Origin of the sequence: Streptomyces griseus subsp. griseus (assembly GCF_000720255.1) — a bacterium.
GTDB classification, from domain to species: Bacteria; Actinomycetota; Actinomycetes; order Streptomycetales; family Streptomycetaceae; genus Streptomyces; species Streptomyces griseus_I.
The window spans coordinates 12,632-37,155 of sequence record NZ_JOJE01000058.1 but is presented as its reverse complement, the minus strand read 5'-3'; the positions used below and the strand labels follow the sequence as shown (position 1 = coordinate 37,155).

Annotated in this window: 24 protein-coding genes and 1 pseudogene; 16 read left to right on the top strand and 9 right to left on the bottom strand. The window is 70.6% G+C overall.

What is annotated here, in order from left to right; translation table 11 throughout:
* Window positions 1-424, top strand: a 424-nt coding sequence (locus tag IG99_RS40250) for a zinc ribbon domain-containing protein (protein ID WP_158973340.1), incomplete at its 5' end; no start/stop codon positions are given.
* Window positions 425-459: 35 nt separating this feature from the next.
* Here IG99_RS40250 and IG99_RS40245 read toward each other — a convergent pair.
* Window positions 460-1,110, bottom strand: coding sequence for an AIM24 family protein (locus tag IG99_RS40245; RefSeq protein WP_037683356.1), 651 nt, complete (start codon window positions 1,108-1,110; stop codon window positions 460-462).
* A 1-nt stretch (window position 1,111) separates the two neighbouring features.
* Window positions 1,112-1,744, bottom strand: coding sequence for an AIM24 family protein (locus IG99_RS40240; protein ID WP_037683362.1), 633 nt, complete (start codon window positions 1,742-1,744; stop codon window positions 1,112-1,114).
* A 215-nt stretch (window positions 1,745-1,959) separates the two neighbouring features.
* Here IG99_RS40240 and IG99_RS40235 point away from each other — a divergent pair, with 215 nt between their 5' ends.
* The 5 genes from IG99_RS40235 to IG99_RS40215 all read left to right on the top strand — a co-directional run bounded on the left by IG99_RS40235 (window position 1,960) and on the right by IG99_RS40215 (window position 4,842).
* Complete coding sequence (locus tag IG99_RS40235; protein WP_037683354.1) at window positions 1,960-2,307, top strand: DUF3817 domain-containing protein; 348 nt, start codon at window positions 1,960-1,962, stop codon at window positions 2,305-2,307.
* Entirely contained in the window at window positions 2,304-2,597 is a 294-nt protein-coding gene (locus tag IG99_RS40230; protein WP_037683353.1) for an MTH1187 family thiamine-binding protein, read from the top strand. Before IG99_RS40235 ends, IG99_RS40230 begins: the two co-directional genes overlap by 4 nt.
* A 147-nt stretch (window positions 2,598-2,744) precedes the next feature.
* Window positions 2,745-3,497 (top strand): hypothetical protein, encoded by a 753-nt coding sequence (locus IG99_RS40225; RefSeq protein WP_037683349.1) that lies wholly within the window; start codon window positions 2,745-2,747, stop codon window positions 3,495-3,497.
* A complete protein-coding gene (locus IG99_RS40220; protein ID WP_037683346.1) occupies window positions 3,494-4,195 on the top strand; it encodes a DUF4166 domain-containing protein in 702 nt (233 codons plus the stop codon). Before IG99_RS40225 ends, IG99_RS40220 begins: the two co-directional genes overlap by 4 nt.
* Entirely contained in the window at window positions 4,192-4,842 is a 651-nt protein-coding gene (locus IG99_RS40215; protein WP_037683343.1) for a TetR/AcrR family transcriptional regulator, read from the top strand. Before IG99_RS40220 ends, IG99_RS40215 begins: the two co-directional genes overlap by 4 nt.
* 26 nt (window positions 4,843-4,868) lie before the next feature.
* Here IG99_RS40215 and IG99_RS40210 read toward each other — a convergent pair whose 3' ends face one another.
* Window positions 4,869-5,879, bottom strand: a complete 1,011-nt coding sequence (locus tag IG99_RS40210) for an ArsR/SmtB family transcription factor (protein WP_037683342.1) — start codon at window positions 5,877-5,879, stop codon at window positions 4,869-4,871.
* Window positions 5,880-5,966: 87 nt separating this feature from the next.
* On the opposite strand from IG99_RS40210, the pseudogene IG99_RS40205 reads away from it, so the two are divergent.
* The 4 genes and pseudogenes from IG99_RS40205 to IG99_RS40190 all read left to right on the top strand — a co-directional run bounded on the left by IG99_RS40205 (window position 5,967) and on the right by IG99_RS40190 (window position 9,951).
* Window positions 5,967-7,242, top strand: a pseudogene (locus tag IG99_RS40205) (MFS transporter).
* A gap of 11 nt (window positions 7,243-7,253) precedes the next feature.
* The gene (locus IG99_RS40200; protein WP_037683341.1) at window positions 7,254-7,763 is read left to right on the top strand and encodes a MarR family winged helix-turn-helix transcriptional regulator; all 510 of its coding nucleotides are present in this window, start codon (window positions 7,254-7,256) and stop codon (window positions 7,761-7,763) included.
* Between the two features lie 43 nt (window positions 7,764-7,806).
* Entirely contained in the window at window positions 7,807-8,145 is a 339-nt protein-coding gene (locus tag IG99_RS40195) for a DUF3817 domain-containing protein (RefSeq protein ID WP_037683339.1), read from the top strand.
* Between the two features lie 105 nt (window positions 8,146-8,250).
* Window positions 8,251-9,951, top strand: coding sequence for an acyl-CoA mutase large subunit family protein (locus IG99_RS40190; protein WP_037683338.1), 1,701 nt, complete (start codon window positions 8,251-8,253; stop codon window positions 9,949-9,951).
* A gap of 24 nt (window positions 9,952-9,975) precedes the next feature.
* On the opposite strand, the gene IG99_RS40185 is transcribed toward IG99_RS40190, so the two are convergent.
* A complete protein-coding gene (locus tag IG99_RS40185; protein ID WP_037683336.1) occupies window positions 9,976-10,593 on the bottom strand; it encodes a TetR/AcrR family transcriptional regulator in 618 nt (205 codons plus the stop codon).
* A 187-nt stretch (window positions 10,594-10,780) separates the two neighbouring features.
* Here IG99_RS40185 and IG99_RS40180 point away from each other — a divergent pair, with 187 nt between their 5' ends.
* The 4 genes from IG99_RS40180 to IG99_RS40165 all read left to right on the top strand — a co-directional run bounded on the left by IG99_RS40180 (window position 10,781) and on the right by IG99_RS40165 (window position 15,152).
* The gene (locus IG99_RS40180; RefSeq protein ID WP_199815717.1) at window positions 10,781-11,755 is read left to right on the top strand and encodes a tetratricopeptide repeat protein; all 975 of its coding nucleotides are present in this window, start codon (window positions 10,781-10,783) and stop codon (window positions 11,753-11,755) included.
* A gap of 648 nt (window positions 11,756-12,403) precedes the next feature.
* Window positions 12,404-13,045, top strand: a complete 642-nt coding sequence (locus tag IG99_RS40175) for a DUF6230 family protein (protein WP_037683333.1) — start codon at window positions 12,404-12,406, stop codon at window positions 13,043-13,045.
* Window positions 13,046-13,162: 117 nt separating this feature from the next.
* Entirely contained in the window at window positions 13,163-13,747 is a 585-nt protein-coding gene (locus IG99_RS40170; RefSeq protein ID WP_037683332.1) for a DUF6114 domain-containing protein, read from the top strand.
* On the top strand, window positions 13,737-15,152 hold the full coding sequence (locus tag IG99_RS40165) for a hypothetical protein (protein ID WP_037683330.1): 1,416 nt from the start codon (window positions 13,737-13,739) through the stop codon (window positions 15,150-15,152). Before IG99_RS40170 ends, IG99_RS40165 begins: the two co-directional genes overlap by 11 nt.
* Window positions 15,153-15,256: 104 nt before the next feature.
* On the opposite strand, the gene pyk is transcribed toward IG99_RS40165, so the two are convergent.
* The 3 genes from pyk to pta all read right to left on the bottom strand — a co-directional run bounded on the left by pyk (window position 15,257) and on the right by pta (window position 20,130).
* Window positions 15,257-16,687: a pyruvate kinase gene (gene pyk, locus IG99_RS40160; RefSeq protein ID WP_037683328.1), complete on the bottom strand. Its 1,431-nt coding sequence runs from the start codon at window positions 16,685-16,687 to the stop codon at window positions 15,257-15,259.
* 129 nt (window positions 16,688-16,816) lie between these two features.
* Window positions 16,817-18,019, bottom strand: coding sequence for an acetate kinase (locus IG99_RS40155; RefSeq protein WP_037683326.1), 1,203 nt, complete (start codon window positions 18,017-18,019; stop codon window positions 16,817-16,819).
* The gene (gene pta / locus IG99_RS40150) at window positions 18,016-20,130 is read right to left on the bottom strand and encodes a phosphate acetyltransferase (RefSeq protein ID WP_037683324.1); all 2,115 of its coding nucleotides are present in this window, start codon (window positions 20,128-20,130) and stop codon (window positions 18,016-18,018) included. The genes IG99_RS40155 and pta overlap by 4 nt, the downstream gene beginning before the upstream one ends.
* A 244-nt stretch (window positions 20,131-20,374) precedes the next feature.
* On the opposite strand from pta, the gene IG99_RS40145 reads away from it, so the two are divergent.
* A complete protein-coding gene (locus IG99_RS40145; RefSeq protein ID WP_037683322.1) occupies window positions 20,375-21,400 on the top strand; it encodes an ATP-dependent 6-phosphofructokinase in 1,026 nt (341 codons plus the stop codon).
* 95 nt (window positions 21,401-21,495) lie between these two features.
* On the top strand, window positions 21,496-22,050 hold the full coding sequence (locus tag IG99_RS40140; protein WP_037683320.1) for a hypothetical protein: 555 nt from the start codon (window positions 21,496-21,498) through the stop codon (window positions 22,048-22,050).
* 6 nt (window positions 22,051-22,056) lie between these two features.
* Here IG99_RS40140 and IG99_RS40135 read toward each other — a convergent pair whose 3' ends face one another.
* A complete protein-coding gene (locus IG99_RS40135) occupies window positions 22,057-22,752 on the bottom strand; it encodes a response regulator (protein WP_037683318.1) in 696 nt (231 codons plus the stop codon).
* Window positions 22,749-24,464 carry an ATP-binding protein gene (locus tag IG99_RS40130; protein ID WP_037683317.1) on the bottom strand — a complete coding sequence of 572 codons (1,716 nt, stop codon included), beginning with the start codon at window positions 24,462-24,464 and terminating at the stop codon, window positions 22,749-22,751. The genes IG99_RS40135 and IG99_RS40130 overlap by 4 nt, the downstream gene beginning before the upstream one ends.
* Between the last annotated feature and the right edge of the window lie 60 nt (window positions 24,465-24,524).

Sequence of the window (24,524 nt, the reverse complement as noted above, 5' to 3'; positions counted from 1 at the left end):
GAAGATCGCGTGTCAGCGGCAGGACACCGCCCGCAAGTGGGCCAAGCGCGTCATCCGCGACCACGACGCGATTGCGGCCGAGGACTTCCGGCCGAAGTTCCTCGCGAAGACCACCATGGCCCGCAAGGCCGCTGACGCGGCGATCGGTGCCACCAAAACGGCCCTGATCGAGATGGGCCGCAAGCACGGGCGGGACATCCGTCTCGTGCATCCCGCGCACACCACCATGGACTGCGCGTCGTGCGGAGCGAGAACCAAGCACGCACTTCCTCTTTCGGAACGTACCTACACCTGCACCGCGTGCGGAGTCGTGTCCCCCAGGGACAAGAACTCCGCGCGCGTGGTGCTCGTCCGGGCTGGTCTCAACCCGGCTGGTGCTGAGGGCATAAGACCTTCGGGAGCGCTGCTCCCGGAGGCAGCCTGAGCCAGGAATCCCCTCCCTTCAGGGAGGGGAGGATGTCAAAGCTTCTCCTCCGAGGCCTGGACGTAGACGGTGCCGTTGCCGCTGAGTTCCAGTTGGAACGCCTCGCCGGAGCCGCGGCCCACCATGTCCCGCCAGCCCAGGGCGGTGGACAGCTTGTTGCGGACGTCGCCGTGGTGGGCGACGTAGGCCTGGGGGTCGACGTGGATGGGGCGCTGCGGGGTGATCGGGATCTCGAAGACACCGCCGTGGGCCATCACGGCGACCGCGCCGTGGCCCTTGAGGGTGGTGGTGAACAGGCCCTGGCCGCTGATCTGACCCCGGACCATGCCCATGACACCGCCCTGCGAGCCCATGAACATCGTGCCCTGTTGGAGGGTGCCCTCGAAGGCGAGCAGCCGGTCCGCCTCGACGTAGAGCGTGTCGCCGGTGAGCTGGATGACCTGGACGTGGTGGCCGCCGTGACCGAAGAGGACGGTGCCGCTGCCCTCGACCGTCATCAGCGGGGTGTCCTCGTTGGCGAGCCGACGGCCGATCATCGACATCACACCGCCCTGGCCGCCCTGCATGTTGGGCGTGAAGGAGACCTCGCCCCGGTAGGCGAGCATCGCGCCCCGCTGGCTGAACAAGCGCTGGCCGGGCACGACCGTCGCCTCGACCATCTTCGAGTTGAGCTCACGGAAGGGCATGTCACACATCCCCCGCGATCGTGTTCCGCTCGCTCGGCTGGACGTAGACCAGGCCGTCACCCTCGAAGCGGATCTGGAAGGCCTCGCCGCCGCCCTCCCCGAGGAACGTGCGGAACGTCACGCCGGACTGGAAGGACTGCCGGACATTGCCCTGGTGGGCGATGTACGCCCCCGGGTCGACGGTCAGCGGATACTGCGGACTGACCCGCAGCACCACGGCCGGCCCGTCCGACGTGATCGCCGCCTGGCCGTGGCCCTCGACGGTCGTCGTGAACAGCCCGTTGCCCTGGGTGGCGCCGCGCAGTCCGGTGAAGGTCGTGCCGGTCCTGAGGCCGGCGTCGGTCGCGAGCAGGTTGCTCGACTCCACGTACAGCTTGTCCCCCTGGAGATTGACGAGGTTGATCTCCGAGGCGCGGTCCGCGAACCAGCACGTCCCTTGCCCCTTCACCTCCATCACGGTCATCTGCTCGCCGGTGAGCCGCCGGGTCACCATCCCCCGCAGCCCCTCGCCGCCGCCACTCATCTTCTTGAAGGCCATCTGCCCGTCGTACGCGACCATGGAGCCGTTCTTCGCCTTCACGGCATCCCCGGTCATGTCGACGGCGAGCACCTTGCTTCCTTGCAGTCGGAACATCGCCACGGGGTGAAGGTAGCCGCAGGTCGGCCCGTCGGACAGAGCCCGTGGGTGGAGACTGACCCCGACCACACCCTTAGGGGACGGCCCGGGACCCCCTCCTGCGGCCCGCCCGGCACATTTGCCACAATGGGCGAACGCTTGTGCGTGCGTTCACAAGCCACCCATGCCGTACACCCGCCCGACCGTCGAGCCTCTCCCACCGAAGGTGACCCGTGGACCTCAAGACCGCCACCGCCCTCCGACGACTTCGCCTGGTCTCCGCGCCCGAGGCCATCTCCTTCCTCCTGCTGCTCGTCTGCTCGGTGCTGAAGCGGACCACGGACTTCAACGCGGTGCCCGTGATGGGCGCGATCCACGGCGTGCTGTTCATCCTCTACGTGGTCTTCTGGGCCGACGCCTGGAACCGCACCAAGTGGGACCTCAAGACCGCGGCCCTCTACTTCGTCCTGTCCGTGCTGCCCACCGGTGGCTTCTTCGCCGAGCGCAAGCTGCGCCGCGAGGCGGAGGACGCGGTCATCGCTTCTCGCGCGCGCCGCGAGGGCGTCATGGGGGCGTCATGATCGTCGCCTTCTCCGTGACGCCGCTGGGGGTCGGCGAGGAAGTGGGGGAGTACGTGGCCGACGCCGTCCGTGTCGTCCGCGAGTCCGGGCTGCCCCACCGCACCGACGCGATGTTCACCTCCGTCGAGGGCGAGTGGGACGAAGTCATGGACGTCGTCCGGCGTGCCGTCGCCGTCGTCGAGGAACGGGCGCCGCGCGTCTCGCTGGTCCTCAAGGCCGACATCCGTCCGGGCGTGACGGACGGGCTCACGTCCAAGGTGGAGACCGTGGAGCGGTATCTCGCGGGGTAGCCCCGCGGCAGCAGGCGCTCCGACCCCGGCCCCGGCGGGCCGGGGTTTTTCTCGCCGCGGTATTTGAGCGATCGCTCAAAGCGGTGTACTTTCAGTTCCACGAGTTTGAGCAGTCGCTCAAACAGTGAGTCGACCAGGGGGAGATCGATGGGGCTTTACATAGAGGCGCGGATCCGCGCCGACCTCGACGACCTGTGGGCGCGCACCCAGGAACCCGACCAGCACCAGCGCTGGGACCTGCGCTTCACCGAGATCGACCACCTCCCGCGCGCGGAGGGCGAACCGCAGCACTTCCGGTACGCCACGCGCGTGCTGCCCTTCCTGACCGTCGCCGGGACGGGTGTCACGGCGGGTGAGAGACAGCGCGCCGACGGCACTCGCACCTCCGCCCTGCGCTTCTCCTCCCCGCACCGCCTCTCCCTGCTCGCCGAGGGCAGCGGCTACTGGCGCTACGTCCCCGACGGCGACGGCGTCCGCTTCCTCACCGGCTACGACTACCGCCCCCGCTGGGGCCGCTTCGGAGCCGTCGCCGACCGGCTGGTGTTCCGCCCGCTGATGGGCTGGGCCACCGCCTGGTCGTTCGACCGCCTGCGCCTGTGGCTGGAACGGGGGATCACGCCGGAGCGGGCGCTGGTCAACTGGCTCGCCGAACTGGCGGTCCGGGCCACCGTCGTCACCCTCTCCTGCACCGGCCTCGGCCTCGACTCCCTGCTGCGCCTGCTCGGCCCGTTCGCGGCGATGACGGCCTACCTGTGCCCGCTGCTGCTGGCCGTCGCCATCAGCGTGGCCCTGTTCAAGTCACCGCTGTCCTGCACCCCGGCCGCCCGTCGCTGCCTGCGGCAACCGCCCACGCGCGTGCGTGCGCCGCGCCTGTTGCGAGCTCTGGAGAACCCGCGATGAGTACGCCTACGACCGCCCCCGCCTCCATCTTCCGTACGGTGATGGGCACCGAATTCGACCGTCTGCACCCGCAGCTCCAGCGCCGCTTCTCGGTCGGCCTCGCGAGCGGGGAGGCGTGCACGGGGCGCGGGGTGATGGAACGCGTCTGGCACGGCCGCGCCTTCGTGAAGCCCTTCCTGGCCCTCGGGTCCACCCGCAACATCCTGGTCCCGCGAGCCGGGCGGAACGTGCCCTTCGTCATCGAGAACGTGCCGTACACCGACAGCTTCGGACGTGAGACGGTGACCTTCGTGCGCACCTTCGACCTGCCCGGCCGTTCCCGCCGCTTCGACGCCCAGATGGTGCTGAGCCCCAAGGGCGACCGCGTCCTCGACTACCTGGGCACCCACCAGCACCTCGCCAGCGACCTCCACTTCGGCGCCGAGCCCGACGGATCGCTGCTGATCCGCTCCGGTGAACACCGGTTCCGGGAAGGGGCGGTGGACGTGCGGGTGCCCGAACTGATCGGGGCGAGCGCGGAGGTGCGGGAGTCGTTCGACGACGTCGCCGGGCGCTTCCGCATCCGGGTACGGGTGGTGAACCGGTACTTCGGGCCGCTGTTCGGCTACGAGGGATCCTTCACGGCGACGTACACGGACGTACGGCGGTGTGGTGTGCGGGCCGGGCTGCGGCCGGTGCGCGAGGAGGTCCGTGCGTGAGCCCGGAGACGGCGAAGTCGCAGGAGACGAAGGCCAAACTCCTGGAAGGGGCGCTGCGGACGCTCACCGAACAGGGGATCGCGAAGGTGTCCGCGCGTACGATCGCGGCCGCCGCCGGGGTCAACCAGGCGCTGGTCTTCTACCACTTCGGCTCCGTGGACGAACTGCTGGCGGCGGCGTGCCGCTACGGGGCGGAGCGCACGGTCTCGCGGTACCGCCCCCGCTTCGCGGCGGTCACGACGCTGTCCGAGCTGCTGGTCGTGGGGCGGGAGATCCATGAACAGGAGCGGGCCGGCGGCCATGTCGCGCTTCTCGGGCAGCTGCTCGCGGGTGCCCAGACCCACGAGAGCCTCGGACCGGCGACCGCGGCCGGCCTCGAACTGTGGATCACCGAGATCGAGCAGGTGCTCGTGCGGGTGCTCGACCGGACGCCGTTCGGGGAGTTCGTGGACGCGCCGGGGCTGGCGCGGGCGGTGGCGGCCTCGTTCGTGGGGATCGAGCTGTACGAGGGGGTCGACGCGGTGGGGGCCACCGCCGCGTTGGACGCCCTGGAGCAGCTCGGCTCCCTGGTCGGAGCGTTGGAGGAACTCGGGCCGGTGGCACAGCGGGCGGTGCGGCATCGCCTGCGACGCTCGGGACGGCGCTGAGCGACCTCGCGACCGGCGCGCGGCCTTCACCCCCTCCGCCCTTCACCTCCGTTGCCCCCGCCCCCACCCGACGCCAGCGCCATCCCCAGCGGTGTGCGTTCGTACAGCACCTGGTGGCCGTACCGGCGGGCGACCAGCAGGCCCGCGTCGCGCAGGGTCGTCAGGTGGGCGGAGACCGAGGAGGGGGCGAGGTCCAGACGGTGGGCGAGGGCGGTCGTGCCGGCCGGGTCCGTGAGGGCCGCGAGGACGGTGGCCCGGCCGCGCCCCAGCAGGCGTACCAGCGCGTCCGGGGTGTGCTCGGCCGGCTCCGACCACAGGGCGGCGATGCCCCGGGCCGGGTAGACCACGGTCGGCTGCCACGGCGGGTCGAAGCCGGTGACGACGTCCGGCCAGGAGAAGACACTCGGCATCAACACCAGGCCCTGCCCGCCCAGATGGCGCTCGTGCTCACCCGAGTCCACCGTCAGGGTCCCGGCGTGCCAGCCGCAGCGGTGGTTGATCTCGGGGAGCAGACCGCCCAGGCCCACCTCGGCGAGCCGGCGGGAATGGAACGCCACGTCCGCCTCGAGCAGCGCGCGCAGCCGCGGCCAGTCGGGCTCGACGAGGGTGTGCCAGATCCGCTCCAGCGTGTCGGCCAGCTCCCCGATCATCCGGGCCGGGTCCGCGAGCCACGCCCGGCCCCGCGGCGAGTCGAGCGCGCCCGGGGTGTCCGCGAGCGAGCGGGCGGTGTCCTCGCGGGCCGACTCGGGATCGGCGGACCGCACCACGGCGATCTCGTCCTCGAAGCCGACCGCCGGTCCCGCCGGCGGCGGGCACAGCCAGTCCGGTGAGTGGCCGCGGCGCGGCATCAGCAGCCACAGTCCGCCCAGGTCGAGCGCGTCGGCCGCCGTCCGGACCCGGCGCAGCCAGGGCGCGTGATAGCCGTGCCGGTCGGGCCGCTTGAGCGTGCGCGCCACCTCCTGCGTCTCCCAGAGCGGAGACACGGCGAAGCGGCAGCGGAGGAAGTCGTCCTCCCGGAAGTGCAGACGCGACGGCACACCGCCCCCTCCCGGGATCCCGGGCCAAACATTCGGCTACCGCCGAAACACTACGCCGCCCCCGGTGTCACCAGCACGCTGCTGCCCATGCCACCGGATCAGACGACGGACACCACGATCCCGTCCACCCAGAAACCACCCGCCCCCGCGGGCTACGCGCGCGTCTTCGCCGTCCGTGAGTTCCGTGCCGTCTTCGCCGCCCATCTGCTGTCCATGCTGGGCGTGATCGTCAGCGAGATCACGCTGTCCGTGCTCGTCTACGAGCTCACCGGCTCCCCGCTGATGAGCGCGCTGACGTTCGCGCTCGGCTTCCTGCCGTACGTCGTCGGCGGCACCCTGATCGCGGGGGTCGCCGACCGCTTCCCGCCGCGGCGCGTGCTGGTGGTGTGCGATCTGGTGTGCGCCGGGTGCGTGGCGCTGATGGTGACGCCGGGCGCCTCCATCGCCGCACTGCTGACGCTGCGCTGTCGCCGTGGTCGCGCCCGTGTTCGCGGGGACCCGGATGGCGACGCTGGCCGACGTCCTCGGCGACGGCGACCTGTTCGTGCTCGGCCGCTCCCTGCTGCGGATCACCTCGCAGAGCGCGCTGCTCGTCGGCTTCGGCCTCGGCGGGCTGCTGCTCGCCTCCGTCGCCCCGCGCCACGCCCTGCTCATCACCGTGGGCACGTTCCTCTCCTCGGCCGTGCTGCTGCGCTGCGGCACCCGGCGCCGGCCCGCCCGTGCCCGGGACAGCGGATCGTCGCTGGTGGTGGACTCGCTCAGGGGCGCCCGCCAGGTACTCGCCGACCGCCGGGTCCGGGCTCTGCTGCTTCTCTTCTGGGTGCCGCCGCTGTTCTCCGTCGCCCCGGAGGCGCTGGCCGCCCCGTACGCCGACGGCCTCGGGGCCGGATCGACGGGCCTGGGCCTGCTGATGTGCGCGCTGCCCGTCGGCACCATCGCCGGAGAGCTGTACGTGGGGGCCCGGCTGCGGCCCGCCGCACGGGAGCGGATCGCGTTGCCGCTGGTCTGCTTCTCTCTGCTGCCCTACCTCGGCTACGCCCTGCGCCCCGGCCTCGCCGTCTCGCTGCTCCTGCTGCTGGTCTCCGGGGCCGGGGTCGCGTACACCCTGGGCGCGGACCAGTGGTTCGTGCGGGCGGTGCCGGAGGAGCTGCGGGGCCGGGCGATGACGCTGCTCACCGCGGGGCTGATGACCGTGCAGGGAGTGGGCATGACGCTGGCGGGCGCGGCCGCGGAACTCGTGGGGGTGGCCGCGACGGTCGCCGGGGCCGGGGTCCTGGGCACGGTGAGCTGTGCGCTGCTGGCCGTGGAGGTCCGGCGGACCGAAGTGCGAGACGGGGCTGACCACCATGTGACCGGCCGGTAAGGTCTGGAGACGTGCCGAAGCCGCTCAGTCTCCCGTTCGACCCCATCGCCCGCGCCGACGAGCTCTGGAAACAGCGCTGGGGAAACGTGCCGTCCATGGCCGCGATCACCTCGATCATGCGCGCGCACCAGATCCTGCTCGCCGAGGTCGACGCCGTGGTCAAGCCGTACGGGCTGACGTTCGCGCGCTACGAGGCGCTGGTGCTGCTGAACTTCTCCAAGGCCGGCGAACTGCCGATGTCGAAGATCGGCGAGCGGCTCATGGTGCACCCCACGTCGGTCACCAACACCGTCGATCGCCTGGTCAGGTCGGGTCTGGTGGACAAGCGCCCCAACCCCAACGACGGCCGCGGCACCCTCGCCTCCATCACCGACAAGGGCCGTGAGGTCGTCGAGGCGGCCACCCGCGACCTGATGGCGATGGAGTTCGGTCTCGGTGTCTACGACGCCGAGGAGTGCGCGGAGATCTTCGCGATGCTGCGCCCGCTGCGGGTGGCGGCGCACGACTTCGACGAGGAGTGACCCGGGGCAAGATCCCCCGGAACACGTGGTTAGGCTCATACGCATGAAGAAGTCCGTGCTCACGCGCTACCGCGTCATGGCCTACGTCACCGGTGTGCTGCTGGTCCTGCTCACCCTGGGCGTCATCGCCAAGTACCTGCTGAAGATCGACGGCGCCGACGGTTTCACGAGCGTCGTGGGCATCGCGCACGGCTGGCTCTACGTGATCTACCTGGTCGTCGCCTTCGACCTGGGCTCCAAGGCGAAGTGGCCGGTGCGCAAGCAGCTGTGGGTGCTGCTGGCGGGAACGGTCCCGACGGCCGCGTTCTTCGTGGAGCGCAACGTCACGCGGGAGCTGGAGGCCAAGGTCGGCGAGGGCGAGACGGCCGTCGCCAAGGCGTGAGCCGGACCGCCACGGGAGCCTCGTGGCGGTTTTCGCGCCCCCATTTACCAGGACGCCCCGGTATGCGCTCGACATTTACTAGGACGTCCAAGTAAATTCGGGGGTATGGACGCTGACGCCATCGAGGAGGGCCGCCGTCGCTGGCAGGCCCGGTACGACGCCGCGCGGACGCGCGACGCTGACTTCACCACGCTCTCCGGCGACGCCGTGGAGCCGGTGTACGGGCCCCGGCCTGGAGACGGGTACGAGGGCTTCGAGCGGATCGGCTGGCCCGGGGAGTACCCCTTCACCCGCGGGCTGTACCCGACCGGCTACCGGGGGCGTACGTGGACCATCCGGCAGTTCGCCGGGTTCGGGAACGCCGAGCAGACCAACGAGCGGTACAAGATGATCCTCGCCAACGGCGGGGGCGGTCTGTCCGTCGCGTTCGACATGCCGACCCTCATGGGGCGCGACTCCGACGACCCCCGCTCGCTCGGCGAGGTCGGCCACTGCGGGGTCGCCATCGACTCGGCCGCCGACATGGAGGTCCTCTTCAAGGACATCCCGCTCGGTGACGTCACGACGTCCATGACCATCAGCGGGCCCGCCGTGCCCGTCTTCTGCATGTACCTGGTCGCCGCCGAGCGCCAGGGTGTGGATCCGGGGGTGCTCAACGGGACCCTCCAGACCGACATCTTCAAGGAGTACATCGCGCAGAAGGAGTGGCTCTTCCAGCCCGAGCCCCATCTGCGCCTGATCGGCGACCTGATGGAGTACTGCGCGGCCGGCATCCCCGCCTACAAGCCGCTGTCCGTCTCCGGCTACCACATCCGCGAGGCCGGTTCGACGGCCGCGCAGGAGCTGGCGTACACGCTGGCCGACGGGTTCGGCTACGTGGAGCTGGGGCTCAGCCGCGGCCTCGACGTGGACGTCTTCGCGCCCGGCCTGTCCTTCTTCTTCGACGCGCACGTCGACTTCTTCGAGGAGATCGCCAAGTTCCGCGCGGCCCGCCGGATCTGGGCCCGCTGGATGCGGGACGTGTACGGGGCGAAGAGCGACAAGGCCCAGTGGCTGCGCTTCCACACGCAGACCGCCGGCGTCTCGCTGACCGCCCAGCAGCCGTACAACAACGTGGTGCGTACGGCGGTGGAGGCGCTGGCGGCGGTCCTCGGCGGGACCAACTCGCTGCACACCAACGCCCTTGACGAGACCCTCGCGCTCCCCTCCGAGCAGGCCGCCGAGATCGCGCTGCGCACCCAGCAGGTGCTGATGGAGGAGACCGGCGTCGGCAACGTCGCGGACCCGCTGGGCGGTTCCTGGTACGTCGAGCAGCTGACGGACCGGATCGAGGCCGACGCCGAGAAGATCTTCGAGCAGATCAAGGAGCGCGGACTGCGGGCGCACCCCGACGGACAGCACCCCATCGGCCCGATCACCTCCGGCATCCTGCGCGGCATCGAGGACGGCTGGTTCACCGGGGAGATCGCCGAGTCCGCGTTCCGCTACCAGCAGGCCCTGGAGAAGGGCGACAAGCGGGTCGTCGGCGTGAACGTCCACACCGGTTCCGTCACCGGCGACCTGGAGATCCTGCGGGTGAGCCACGAGGTCGAGCGGGAGCAGGTCCGGGTGCTGGCCGACCGCAAGGGCTCGCGGGACGACGCGGCCGCACGCGCCGCCCTGGACGCCATGCTCGCGGCCGCACGCGACGGCTCCAACATGATCGGGCCGATGCTGGACGCCGTACGGGCCGAGGCGACCCTGGGCGAGATCTGCGGGGTGCTGCGGGACGAGTGGGGGGTGTACACGGAACCCGCCGGGTTCTGACGCCGTTCTGACGCCCCGGGCGCACTATGCGGACGCGGCCAGTCCCAGCAGCAGCACCCGGGTGAAGCCGCGCACCCACTCCTCGTCCGCCGGTTCCGCGCTGACCAGGGTGCGGTGGACGACCGCGCCCGCCACCATGTCGAAGATGAGGTCCGCCGTGCGGGCGGCGACCTCGGGGTCGGCCTCCGGGGGGAGTTCGCCGCGCGCCTGGGCCCGGGTGCGGCCCTGGAGGACCAGGCGTTTCTGGCGCTCCACGATGGACGTACGGATCCGCTCGCGCAGGGCGTCGTCGCGAGTGGACTCGGCCACCACCGCCATCAGGCCGCTCTTGGCCTCCGGACGGGCCAGTATCGCCGCGAACTGCAGGACGACGCCCTCGGTGTCGGCGGCGAGGCTGCCGCGGTCGGGCAGTTCCAGTTCGTCGAAGAGTTCCGCCACCGCGTCGACGACCAGTTCGTGCTTGCCGGACCAGCGGCGGTACAGGGTCGTCTTCGCGACCCCGGCCCGGGTGGCCACGTCTCCGAGGGTGAGTCTCGACCAGCCGAGCTCGACCAGGGCCTGCCGTGTCGCGGCCAGGATCGCGGTGTCCGCGGCGGCGTTGCGCGGACGGCCGGGGCGGCCCGCGGGGCTGCTGGTCTGCATGCGTCGACCATAACCGGCCAGTCCCACGGCGCCGTGAGAGAGATCACCGGGGGGTGGTGTTCCCCCACCCCCTCGAGCCATTACGCTACGACTCGTAGCGAAAGCTCGTGACCACGCTCGGCCCGGACCAGGCCCGGCTTTTCGTACCGCTTTTCACGCACGCGCGAGAACGGGGGAGGATAGACGCATGCAGCCACGGAACATGTCCATGAGCGGAGTCGTCGACCTCGCCGCGGTGAAGGCGGCCCAGGAGGCCAAGGCGAAGGCGGAGCAGACGCGTGCCCAAGCGGCCCGGCAGGGCGCCGCGGGGGCCGTCTCCCCGGCCGATCTCGTCATCGACGTCGATGAGGCGGGCTTCGAGACCGACGTCCTGCAGCGCTCGGCCGAGGTGCCCGTCGTCCTCGACTTCTGGGCCGAGTGGTGCCAGCCCTGCAAGCAGCTGAGCCCCGTCCTGGAGCGGCTCGCCGTCGAGTACAACGGGCGGATCCTGCTCGCCAAGATCGACGTCGACGCCAACCAGATGCTGATGCAGCAGTTCGGCATCCAGGGGATCCCCGCTGTGTTCGCGGTCGTCGCCGGGCAGGCCCTGCCGCTCTTCCAGGGGGCCGCCGGTGAGGCGCAGATCCGTCAGACCCTCGACCAGTTGGTCCAGGTGGCCGAGGAGCGCTTCGGGCTGACCGGTCTGGTCGTCGACGCCGAGGCCGAGCCCGGTGACCGCACGGCCCCCGCCGAAGTGCCGGCCGGCCCGTACGACGCGCTGCTCGAAGCCGCCGTCCGCGCGCTGGACGCGGGCGACTTGGGCGGCGCCGTCCAGGCGTACAAGAACGTACTGAGCGACGACCCGGGCAACACGGAGGCCAAACTGGGACTCGCGCAGGCCGAGTTGCTGCATAGGGTGCAGGACGCCGACCCGCAGCAGGTGCGCAAGGAGGCAGCTGAGAAGCCGGCGGACGCACGGGCGCAGATCGCCGCCGCGGACCTGGATCTGGTGGGTGGTCATGTCGACGACGCCTTCGGCCGGCTCATCGACACCGTGCGGCGCACGGCGGGTGAGGACCGGGACGCCGCAAGGCTTCGACTGCTCGAACTCTTCGAGGTGGTGGGGGCCGAGGACCCGCGGGTGACCGCGGCGCGGCGGGCGCTCGCACGGGCTCTGTTCTGATCCGCCCGGACGCGGTGTGCTGACCAGTCGCTAAACACTCGGGCATGTGATGCCCGAGTGAAATATTGGCCGAGGATCGTCGGGTGCGGCCGCGCTTTACCAAATCTTGGTAATCGCGGCCGCTGTTACTGCGAGTAAGACGACGGTGTTGATCTGTCGGATTCTGTCCGTCGATCAAATGTTTTGCACCCCACCCGAGGGCCACCCTCTGTCGCCGGTCGAGATCTGCGGGTCGTCCTTCGGTTATCCGGCCGTTACTAGCGAGTAACGACCCCCCTTGTGCCTGGCGCGAGAATGCACCACGATCGGCGACGCTCGGTCCATTCCCGTACCCCGACAGCCAATCGGGCTCGCGGGATCCTCTGGGTCCCCACCGAGCAGAGCGGGCGACAGGTGTCGCCGGCTCTTGGACAGGGGGGTCTTCGCCCTACGGGTGAAGCCTGTCCGGCAGGGTTGTGCGTGATGCGTGTCAGGCGCGACCAGTGGTTGTCGCTCGGGGGTGATCGCCGGTGATTCGGGTGCGTTTCGCGCCACCGAGCGCGGGCGCTCTCCCTTCCGAGGACGTAGCACTTCTCCCATCCCTGCCCGGCCGAGCCGCCGTCCGGAGGCGAGCCGGGCCAGGAGATGTACGTCCGAGAAGGAGGAAATATGGAGTCCCAGGTGCGTGGCGGGACCAGATGGAAGCGGTTCGCTGTGGTCATGGTGCCCAGCGTCGCCGCCACGGCGTGCATAGGCATCGCCCTCGCGCAGGGCGCCCTCGCGGCGTCGTTCAGCGTGTCGGGGCAGTCGTTCAAGGTGTCGGCCGACAAGCTCGTCGGCAACGGCTTCTCGCAGTACGGGGCCATTGACGCGGGTTACACGCTCGACGGCAAGAAGACGGCTCACCCCGTCGCCGTCTCGGCGTTCAAGACCGCGTCGATCACGAACATGTGCCAGTCCGTGGTCACCCCGAACATCCCGCTGATCGGCTCCGTGAGCCTGACGCTGAAGGCGGGCGGCGAGGGTACGCCGGTCAAGGCCGAGAACCTCTACATCGATGTCGAGGACCTGAGCGCCGACGCGACGTTCAAGAACATCGACATCGGCGTGGCTGCCGGGGACATGAAGAACGGCCCCGGCCCCGGCATGAAGGGCGGCGGCGAGCAGGCCAACCCCTTCGGGTTCGGCCAGCAGGCGGAGTCCGCGGAGCTCACCGACGTGAAGCAGACGGCGTGGGCGACCACCGCCGGAACCTTCAAGCTCAGCGGCCTGAAGATGTCGCTGTCGACGGGTGTCAAGGAGTGCTACTAAGCACTCGCTGACGGGCGGGGGAGCCGGTGGCCCCCCGCCCGTCCACTCTGAGGCCCGGATCTTCACACGCAGTACAACTCACCACCACAGCAACGCCGCACCAGGGAGCTGTTTTCCATGAGCGCCGAGACTCCTGCCGCCCCCGGCCGCGATGAGCACTACGTCACGACCTTCAAGCGGAACTTCCGCGCTTGGCGGGGCGGTCGGCCGTTCTGGGCCGGCCTGTTCGTCCTCCTCGGCGGTATCCCCATCGCCTACTTCCCGTACGCGCACCTGCAGATCGGGCACCTGACGCTGGCGATGGCCACGACGGCGGGCGCCGGATCCCTGATCATCGGCGTGCTGCTCGTGGTTCTCGGCATCAGCCTGTGGTTCCAGAAGCACGTAAGGGTCTTCGCGGGTGTCGCGGCGATCCTGCTGGCGCTGGTGTCCATCCCGGTGTCCAACCTCGGCGGCTTCCTGATCGGCTTCCTCCTCGCGCTGGTCGGTGGAGCGATGGCCATCTCCTGGGCGCCGGGTGTGCCGGAGCAGGCGCCGGGCGCCGTGGGATTCGGCGAGACACCCGGGGGAGCGGTCCCCGAAGGAGCCGTCGCGGGGCCGGTCGTACCGACCGTCAAGAGCGCGGACGGGGTGAGCGGGCCGAACGATCTGTCAGGAACGAACCCGGCCAACGGGGCGAACGGGAGGCACAGTGCCGGCTGACGAGGTGACCCACGGGACGGACGTGGACGCGTCCCGTGTGAGAACCGGGCCGCGCCACGCGGCACCCAAGAAGCCGCTGTTCACCAGGCTCCACGTGCCGACCGGCAAGGCGATGGCCCTGGCGGCGATGCCGACCGCGGTCCTCATGGGGATGGGCTTCACGGCGAGTATGGCGATCGCCGACAACAACAGCACCCCGTCGCCGTCGAAGACCCTGTCGGCCGACGAGTACGAGAAATGCGTCGCGGCGCTGGCGGACGGTGCCTCCGCGTCGGCCTCGCCGTCGCCCTCCGCCTCGGCGAGCGAGTCGGCCGACGACAAGTCGGACGGCAAGACGGACGAGAAGCCGGACGGCGGCGACGGCAAGACGGACGACACCGGGTCGGAGCCCAAGCCCTCGGAGACGGGCGGTTCCTCGGGCGGGGACTCCTCGTCGGACTCGGGTACCGACTCCGGTTCCGATGCGGGATCCGGCGACAAGGCCGATCCCACGCCGACCCCCTCCGCCTCGGCGGACAAGGAGGCCGAGTCCTCCGGCTCCGACGCCGGCACGCCGAGCCCGTCGGCCTCGGAGAGCGGCGGCGGCCTTCTCGACACCATCGGAGACACCCTCGAGGACGTCTTCACCGGCGGCAAGAAGGACACGTCGGACGCGAGCCCGACGCCGTCCCCCTCCGCCTCCTCGACGCCCGCCGCGGGCGGCGACAGCGCTGACGCCGGCGACAGCAAGGACTCCGGCGCGTCCGACCCCGTCAAGGAGACCACCGACAAGGTCACCGACACGGTGAAGGACACCGTCGAGGGCACCACCGACAAGGCGTCCGAGGCGGCCAAGAACGCCGAGGAAGCCGCGAAGGACGCCGCCAAGGACGCGGCCGACGCGGCCACCGCCACGCCGAGCCCGTCGGCGAGCTCCACGCCGGACGCGGACGACTGCCCGGTCGCCACGGACGACGAGGGCGGCATCGACAACAAGATGCGGCTGCCCGACGATCCCTGGACCCTGAACGCCAGTTCGCTGCTGCTGAAGGGCGCGGACTACCAGGGCATCGTCAAGGTGAAGACGGCCAACGGCACGGTCAAGGAAGTCCTGAAGTACGTCATATCCGACGGCACCGACATCGGCGACCTGCACCAGTCGGTCAAGGACCCCCACTCCGGCAAGACTTACCACGTCCAGGCGGGCAAGGGCACCACGTCCACGATCCGCGACGGGGCCACGGTGATGTACACGGAGAAGATCTCCGGCAACCTCTTCGGCCTGATACCGGTGACGTTCAGCCCGGACAGCCCGCCGCCGCTGAACATCCCGCTCATCTACTTCACCAACGCGACGGTGCAGCAGGCCGGTCAGTTCGGCGGCACCCTGCACGTGCCCGGACTGCATCAGTACGCGACCGGCTGAGCGGCCTTCAGGAGCCCGTTCGGGAGCCGCACACACTGAGGGCGCCCCCTGGAAGCCAGGGGGCGCCCTCAGTGCCGTACAAGGCCCGTGCGGGCCCGTGGACATCAGTCCTTCGCGCCGCCGCCGAGGTGGTGGACGCGGAGCATGTTGGTGGTGCCGGGGACGCCGGGGGGCGAGCCCGCGGTGATGATGACGATCTCACCGGAGTTGAAGCGGTTGATCTTGGTGATCTCCTGGTCCACCAGGTCGACCATCTCGTCGGTGCTGTTCACGAACGGCACGACGTGCGACTCGACGCCCCAGCTGAGCGCCAGCTGGTTGCGGGTGCCCTCGTCGGTGGTGAAGGCGATGATCGGCTGGACCGCGCGGTAGCGGGACAGCCGGCGGGCGGTGTCGCCGGACTGGGTGAAGGCCACCAGACCCCGGCCACCGAGGAAGTCCGCGATCTCGCAGGCGGCACGCGCGATCGAACCACCCTGCGTGCGCGGCTTCTTGCCCGGGACCAGCGGCTGCAGTCCCTTGGAGAGCAGCTCCTGCTCGGCCGCGGCGACGATCTTCGACATCGTCTTCACGGTCTCGATCGGGTACGCGCCCACGCTCGACTCGGCGGACAGCATGACCGCGTCGGCGCCGTCCAGGATCGCGTTGGCCACGTCGGAGGCCTCGGCGCGGGTCGGACGGGAGTTGGTGATCATCGACTCCATCATCTGGGTCGCCACGATCACCGGCTTGGCGTTGCGCCGGCACAGCTCGATCAGGCGCTTCTGCACCATGGGGACCTTCTCGAGCGGGTACTCGACGGCGAGGTCACCACGGGCCACCATCACGGCGTCGAACGCCATCACGACGTCCTCCATGTTCTCCACCGCCTGCGGCTTCTCCACCTTGGCGATGACGGGAACACGGCGGCCCTCCTCGTCCATGACGCGGTGGACGTCGGCCACGTCCTTGGCGTCCCGGACGAAGGACAGCGCGACCAGGTCGCAGCCCATCCGCAGCGCGAAGCGCAGGTCCTCGATGTCCTTCTCGGACAGCGCGGGCACGTTCACGGCCGCGCCGGGCAGGTTGATGCCCTTGTGGTCGGAGACGACGCCGCCCTCGATGACGATCGTGCGCACCCGCGGGCCCACGACGTCCAGGACCTTCAGCTCGACGTTCCCGTCGTTGATCAGGATCTGGTCGCCGCGCGAGACGTCGCCGGGCAGCCCCTTGTAAGTGGTGCCGCAGATCTGCTTGTCGCCCGGCACGTCCTCGGTGGTGATGGTGAACTCGTCACCCCGCTCGAGCTCGACCGGCCCCTCGGCGAAGGTCTCCAGACGGATCTTCGGGCCCTGCAGGTCGGCGAGGACGCCGATGGCACGGCCGGTCTCCTTGGAGGCGGCGCGGACACGGTCGTACCGGCCCTGGTGCTCGGCGTGGGTGCCGTGGCTGAAGTTGAAGCGGGCCACATTCATACCGGCCTCGATCAGCGACACGAGCATCTCGTGGGAGTCGACCGCGGGGCCGAGAGTACAGACGATTTTCGAACGGCGCATGGGGCGATCCTATCGGTTTGTTTCGCTAAGGAATATTCCGTCTGGCGGAATATACAAATGGGCGGCTCTGTGCTCAGTCGTGTTACTGCCGTGTATTGCTCAGTCGGCAACACGGCGGAGGCGCAATTGTTACCGCCCGACCAGCGCGTAGGTCTGAGTCGCGATCTCCAGTTCCTCGTCCGTCGGCACCACGGCGACCGCCACGCGCGCGTGCGCCGGCGAGATCAGCCGCGGCTCGTCGGCCCGTACGGCGTTGAGCCCGCCGTCCACCGCGAGCCCCAGTGCCTCCAGGCCCGCCACGGCGGCCTCCCGCACCGGCGCCGCGTTCTCGCCGACCCCGGCGGTGAAGGCGACCGCGTCGACCCGGCCGAGCACCGCGTAATAGGCGCCGATGTACTTCTTCAGCCGGTGAATGTAGATGTCGAAGGCCAATTGGGCCTCTTCGTCACCCTCGTCGATCCGGCGCCGGATCTCCCGCATGTCGTTGTCGCCGCACAGGCCGATCAGTCCGCTCCTCTTGTTGAGGAGAGTGTCGATCTCGTCGATGGACATTCCTCCAACACGCGCCAAATGGAAGATGACGGCCGGGTCCATGTCCCCGGAACGCGTACCCATCACGAGCCCCTCCAAGGGCGTCAGCCCCATGGAGGTGTCGACGCACTTCCCGCCCCGGACCGCGGAGGCGGACGCCCCGTTGCCGAGGTGCAGCACGATCACGTTGACGTCCTCGGGCGCCCTGCCCAGCAGCTTCGCCGTGGCCCGGGAGACGTACGCGTGCGAGGTGCCGTGGAAGCCGTAGCGCCGCACGCGGTGTTCGTCGGCGGTGCGCACGTCGATCGCGTAACGGGCCGCGGCCTCCGGCATCGTCGTGTGGAAGGCGGTGTCGAAGACGGCGACCTGCGGCAGGTCGGGGCGCAGGCCCTGCGCGGTGCGGATGCCGGTGAGGTTGGCCGGGTTGTGCAGCGGGGCCACCGGGATCAGCCGCTCGATCTCGGCGAGCACCCGCTCGTCGATCACGGTCGGCTCGGTGAAGGACTTCCCGCCGTGCACCACCCGGTGCCCGATCGCGGCCAACTCCGGGGAGTCCAGGCCGAGCCCGTCCTTGGCCAGCTCCTCCGCGACGGCCTTCAGGGCGGCCTCGTGGTCGGCGATCGCGCCGTTCCACTCGCGGGACTCGCCGGTGGCGAGCGGAGTGTGCTTGAGCCGGGAGCTCTGCTCACCGATGCGCTCGACCAGGCCCGTCGCCAGCCGGCTGCCGTCGCTCATGTCGAGCAGCTGGTACTTCACCGACGACGAGCCGGAGTTGAGGACGAGGACACGGGTTGCGGTCACTGAGCGGCTGCCTTCTCGCTGGAGGTCTGCGTCGCGGTCTGCGAAGTGGTCTGGGCCTGGATCGCCGTGATGGCGACGGTGGTGACGATGTCCTGGACGAGGGCGCCCCGGGACAGGTCGTTGACCGGCTTGCGCAGCCCCTGGAGCACCGGGCCGACGGCGATCGCGCCGGCCGAGCGCTGCACGGCCTTGTAGGTGTTGTTGCCGGTGTTCAGGTCGGGGAAGATCAGCACGCTCGCCTGTCCGGCCACCTTCGAGCCCGGCAGCTTGGTCGCCGCCACCGACGGCTCGACCGCCGCGTCGTACTGGATCGGCCCCTCGATCATCAGGTCGGGCCGCCGCCCGCGGACGATCTCCGTGGCCTCGCGCACCTTGTCGACGTCGGCGCCCGAACCGGACGTGCCCGTCGAGTACGACAGCATCGCGATCCGCGGCTCCACGCCGAACTGCTCGGCGGTCGCCGCCGACTGAATGGCGATGTCGGCGAGCTGCTCGGCGTTCGGGTCCGGGTTGACCGCGCAGTCGCCGTAGACGAGGACCTTGTCGGCCAGGCACATGAAGAACACGGACGACACGATCGAGGCGTCCGGCTTGGTCTTGATGATCTCGAAGCCGGGCCGGATGGTCGCGGCCGTGGAGTGCACGGACCCGGACACCATGCCGTCGGCCAGCCCCTCCTGCACCATCAGCGTGCCGAAGTAGTTCACGTCCGAGACGACGTCGTAGGCCAGCTCCACCGTGACGCCCCGGTGGGCGCGCAGCAGGGCGTACTGCTCGGCGAAGGAGTCGCGCAGCTCACTGGTGGCCGGGTCGATCAGCTGCGAGTCGCCGAGGTCGATGCCGAGGTCGGCGGCCTTCTTGCGGATCCGGTCGACCGGGCCGAGCAGGGTCAGGTCGCACACCCCGCGCCGCAGCAGCACCTCGGCCGCGTGCAGCACTCGCTCCTCGGTGCCCTCCGGCAGGACCACCCGGCGCCGCTGGGAACGGGCCCGCTCGATCAGCTTGTGCTCGAACATCATCGGCGTGAGGCGGTCGTTGCTGGGTGCGGAGACGCGGTTGTTGAGGTCGCCGGTGTCGACGTACCGCTCGAAGAGGCCGAGTGCCCGCTCCGCCTTGCGCGGGGTGGCCGCGTTCAACTTCCCCTCCAGGGAGAAGAGTTCCGCGGCGGTGGGGAAGCTGGTGCCGGGCACCGAGATCACCGGGGTGCCCGGGGCGAGCCGGGCGGCCAGGGTGAGCACGTCGTCGCCGGGCACCTCGTCCAGGGTGAGCAGCACACCGGCGATCGGCGGGGTGCCGGCGCTGTGCGCGGCGAGCGAACCCACCACCAGGTCGGCGCGGTCGCCCGGGGTGACGACCAGACAGCCCGGAGTCAGGGCGCCCAGGAAGTTCGGCAGCATGGCCCCGCCGAAGACGAAGTCCAGCGCGTCCCGGGCCAGCCCCGAGTCGTCGCCGAGCAGGACCTTCGCGCCGAGCGCGTGGGTGATCTGGGCGACGGTGGGCGCGGAGAGGGCCGCGTCGTCGGGGAGGACGTAGCACGGCACGGGCAGCCGCGAGCCGAGCCCCTCGGATATCCCCTCCCGGTCGTCGGGGGCCACCCGGTTGGCGATCATGGCCAGGACGTCACAGCCCAGCCCCTCGTACGCCCGGTAGGCGTTGCGGGTCTCGGCGAGCACGGACTCGGCGGTCTGCTTGCGTCCGCCCACCACCGCGATCACTGACGCGCCGAACTCGTTGGCGAGGCGGGCGTTGAGGGAGAGCTCGTCCGGGAGCTGGGTGTCGGCGAAGTCGGTACCGAGGACGAGGACGACGTCGTAGTCCCGGGCGACGGCGTGGAACCGGTCGACGAGGGTCGAGACCAGCTCGTCCGTGCCGCTCTCGGCCTGGAGGGCGGACGCCTCGGGGTAGTCCATGCCGTACACGGTCGCCGGGTCCTGGGACAGCCGGTAGCGGGCCCGCAGCAGCTCGAAGAGGCGGTCGGGACCGTCGTGGACGAGGGGGCGGAAGACCCCGACCCGGTCGACCTGCCGGGTCAGGAGTTCCATGACCCCCAGCTCGACGACCTGGCGACCGTCGCCGCGGTCGATACCGGTCACGTACACGCTGCGCGTCACGCGGGATCTCCGTTTCGTCTGAGTGATTCGTCCGTGTGTACCAAGAAATGGGTGTACAAAAATCGCCCACCGAGGTGAGCAGAACCCTCTTGACAATACCCCTGGCGATGGCTAGGGCGCGCGGACCAGCGGTGAAGGGAGAGGGGAGTGCCCGCAGGCTGGACGAAAGCCACATGGGTCTCGAGAGCATGAAACAATCGGACCTGGCTCACCGGTGTCAACAGCGAGCAGGAGACACAGCACGATGCGTATCGGAGTTCTCACCGCAGGCGGCGACTGCCCCGGCCTGAACGCCGTGATCCGGTCGGTCGTGCACCGCGCCGTCGACAACTACGGCGACGAGGTCATCGGCTTCGAAGACGGCTACGCGGGCCTGCTGGACGGCCACTACCGCGGCCTCGACCTGGACTCGGTCAGCGGCATCCTGGCCCGCGGCGGCACCATCCTCGGCTCCTCCCGCCTGGAGCGCGACCGGTTGCGCGAGGCCTGCGAAAGCGCCTCCGACATCGTCCACGACTTCGGCATCGACGCCCTGATCCCCATCGGCGGCGAGGGCACGCTGACCGCCGCGCGCATGCTGAGCGACGCGGGTCTGCCGGTGGTCGGTGTCCCCAAGACGATCGACAACGACATCTCCTCCACGGACCGCACCTTCGGTTTCGACACCGCCGTCGGCGTCGCCACGGAGGCGATGGACCGCCTGAAGACGACTGCCGAGTCCCACCAACGAGTGATGGTCGTCGAGGTCATGGGCCGGCACGCGGGCTGGATCGCGCTGGAGTCCGGCATGGCGGCCGGCGCCCACGGCATCTGCCTCCCCGAACGCCCCTTCGACCCGGCGGACCTGGTCAAGCTGGTCGAGGAACGCTTCTCCCGCGGCAAGAAGTTCGCGGTGATCTGCGTGGCCGAGGGCGCCCACCCCTCCGACGGCACCATGGACTACGCCAAGGGCGACATCGACCAGTTCGGCCACGAGCGCTTCCAGGGCATCGGCACCGCCCTCGCGTACGAGCTGGAGCGGCGGCTCGGCAAGGAGGCCAAGCCGGTCATCCTCGGCCACGTCCAGCGCGGTGGCGTACCGACCGCGTACGACCGCGTCCTCGCGACCCGCTTCGGCTGGCACGCGGTGGAGGCCGCGCACCGGGGTGAGTTCGGCCGGATGACCGCGCTGCGCGGGACCGACATCGTGATGGTGCCGCTCGCGCAGGCGGTGACCGAACTCAAGACGGTCCCCAAGGACCGCATGGACGAGGCGGAGTCGGTCTTCTAGAGCACGCCTCGCGGGAGGTGTCTCCGGCACCCCTTTGCGGTACTGAACAAGTCGGCGACGACCAAGTGCCGTCGGCAGCGGGGGAGGGGACGGGCGTGGCGGAGCGGGAGGACCTCGGCGTCGGGCAGTTGCTGCTCGCCGAGTACCAGAGCGTCAAGGACGAGCAGAAGGCGCGGATCGGCTTCCGCGACAACCTGCTGTACGTCACCCTCGCGGTCGTCGCCGCCGTCATCGCGGCCGCGGCCCAGGCCAAGCAGCCGTCGATGCTGCTCGCGCTGCCGCCGGTGTGCGTCGTCCTCGGGTGGACCTACCTCGTCAACGACGAGAAGATCTCGGCGATCGGGTACTACGTGCGGGTCGATCTGGGCCCCAGGCTGGCCGAACTCGTCGCGCCCGCGGGCGGCTTCACGACCTTCGGATGGGAGGCGTACCACCGCGGCGACACCCGCCGCCGTTCCCGCAAGGCGATCCAGACCGTGGTCGACCTGACGGCCTTCTGCGGGGTACCGCTGGCGGCGCTGGCCGTCTTCTGGGCCGGCGGGGACGCGGGCGGGTTGCTCATCGCACTGTCGCTGCTGGAGGCGCTTGCCGTGGCGGGGCTCGGTGTACAGGTCGTGCTGTACACGAAACCTGCGCGCGCTCCCCGCTGACGCTCCTCACTTGCGTCGGTCCGGTACCCACCGGTACACCAGCTCCGGCCGTCCCACCTGCCCGTACAACGGCTTCCGCTCGGCTCTTCCGCCCTCCACCAGGTGCTCCAGGTACCGGCGGGCCGTGATCCGGGAAATGCCCACGGCCTCGGCGACGCCGGCCGCGGTGAGGCCCTCCTCGGCCTCGCGCAGGGCGACGGTGACCCGTTCCAGTGTCGGGGCGCTCAGGCCCTTCGGCAGAGCGGCCGGGCCGGGGGCCCGCAGCGCCGCCAGGGCGCGGTCCACCTCGTCCTGACCGCTGGCCTCTCCCGCGGCTCCCCGGAACTCCGCGTAGCGCACCAGACGGTCGCGCAGGGTGGCGAAGGTGAACGGCTTCAGCACGTACTGGACGACACCGAGGGAGACGCCCTCGCGGACGACCGTGAGGTCCCGCGCGGAGGTCACCGCGATGACGTCCGCGTGGTAGCCGGCCGCCCGCAGGGTGCGGGCCAGTTGCAGGCCGTGCACGTCGGGCAGGTGCAGGTCGAGGAGGAGCAGGTCGACCGCCGTACGGTCGAGCATCCGCCGGGCCTCGGCGCCGCTGTGGGCCTTGCCGACGGCGACGAAACCGGGAACCCGGCTCACGTACAGGACGTGCGCGTCCGCCGCGACGGGGTCGTCCTCCACCACCAGAACACGGATGGGCTGCTCGTCCGTACTCACACCGCACCTCCGGAGGCGGCTCTCGCGGAGGCGGTGCCTTCTGGAGAGCCGCCCTCGGAGGCGGTTCCGCGGGGAGACCCGAGGGCTTGGGGAGGTTCGGAGGCCGGGGGAGGGGCCGCGCTTGCGAGCGGCAGGCGTACCTCGAACTCCGCGCCCCCGCCGTCCGCCTCCGTGACCGCCAGGGCACCCTCGTGCCGGTGCACGGCCTGCCGCACCAGGGCCAGGCCCAGGCCCCGGCCGCCGGGCCCGGCCGGCTTCGTGGAGAAGCCGCGCTCGAAGACCTGCGAGGCGTGGGCGGGATCGACGCCCGCCCCCGTGTCCGACACCCGCAGCAGCAGTTCGGCACCCTCGGTGCGCGCCGTCACCGTCACCCGGGCCCGCAGGCTGCCCTGGGCGGCGTCGACCGCGTTGTCGATCAAGTTGCCGAGGATCGTCACCAGGTCGCGGGCGGGCAGGGGCTCCGGCAGCAGCCCGTCGTCCAGGCCGCTGTCCTCCGACACCACCAGTTCCACGCCCCGTTCGTTGGCCTGGGCCGTCTTGCCGAGCAGCAGGGCCGCGAGCACCGGCTCGCTCACCGCCGCCACCACCTGGTCGGTGAGGGCCTGGGCCAGCTCCAGCTCGGCCGTGGCGAACTCCACGGCCTCCTCGGCGCGGTCCAGCTCGATCAGGGAGACCACGGTGTGCAGCCGGTTGGCCGCCTCGTGCGCCTGTGACCGCAACGCCTGTGTGAAGCCCCGCTCGGAGTCCAGCTCGCCCATCAGCGACTGGAGTTCGGTCACGTCCCGCAGCGTCACGACCGTTCCCCGCCGCTCGCCCCCCGACACGGGCGAGGTGTTCACCACCAGGACCCGTGACGACGTCAGGTGCACCTCGTCCACGCGCGGCTCCGACGCCAGCAGCGCCCCCGTCAGCGGCGCGGGGAGCCCGAGCTCCGCCACGGACCTGCCCACCACGTCCCCGGGCACGCCCAGCAACTCCCGCCCGCCGTCGTTGATGAGCGCCACCCGGAACTGTCCGTCGAGCATGAGCAGCCCCTCGCGTACGGCGTGCAGTGCGGCCTCGTGGTAGTCGCGCATGCGGCTGAGCTCGGCCGCGTTCATGCCGTGGGTGTGGCGGCGCAGCCGGGCGTTGACGACGTACGTGCCGACGGCGCCGAGCACCAGCGCGCCCGCCGCGACGGCGAACAGGGCCGTCACCTGGCCGCGCACCCGCTCGCTGATCGCCTCGACCTTGATGCCGGCGCTCACCAGCCCGATGATCCGCTTGTCGCCGTCCTCGATGGGGACCACCGCGCGGACCGACGGGCCGAGGGTGCCGGTGTACGTCTCGCTGAACGCCTCGCCCTTGAGCGCCGGGGCCGTGTTGCCGCGGAAGCGCTGCCCTATCTCGTCCTCGTCGGGGTGGGTCCAGCGGATGCCCTGCGGGTTCATGATCGTGACGAAGTCGACCCGGGTGTCGTGCATGATCCGCAGCGCGTACGGCTGGAGCGCGGCGGAGGGGTCGGGGTCGTGGATCGCCGACTGGACGGAGGGCGCGTCGGCGACCGAGTGCGCCACCGCCATGGCCTGGCTGGTCGCCGCGTCCTCGGCTTGGCGGGCGTTGCTGACGTACGTGAACAGTGCGTATCCGGCCACGACGACGGCGATCAGCACCGCCTGCATGGCGAAGAGCTGCCCTGCCAGGCTCCGGGGTCTCGGGACGGGGATACGCATGTCGTCAGTCTGCCTCTTGGCCGATTGTGAACTAAATGAACGGAAGGGTGACCGCGCTCA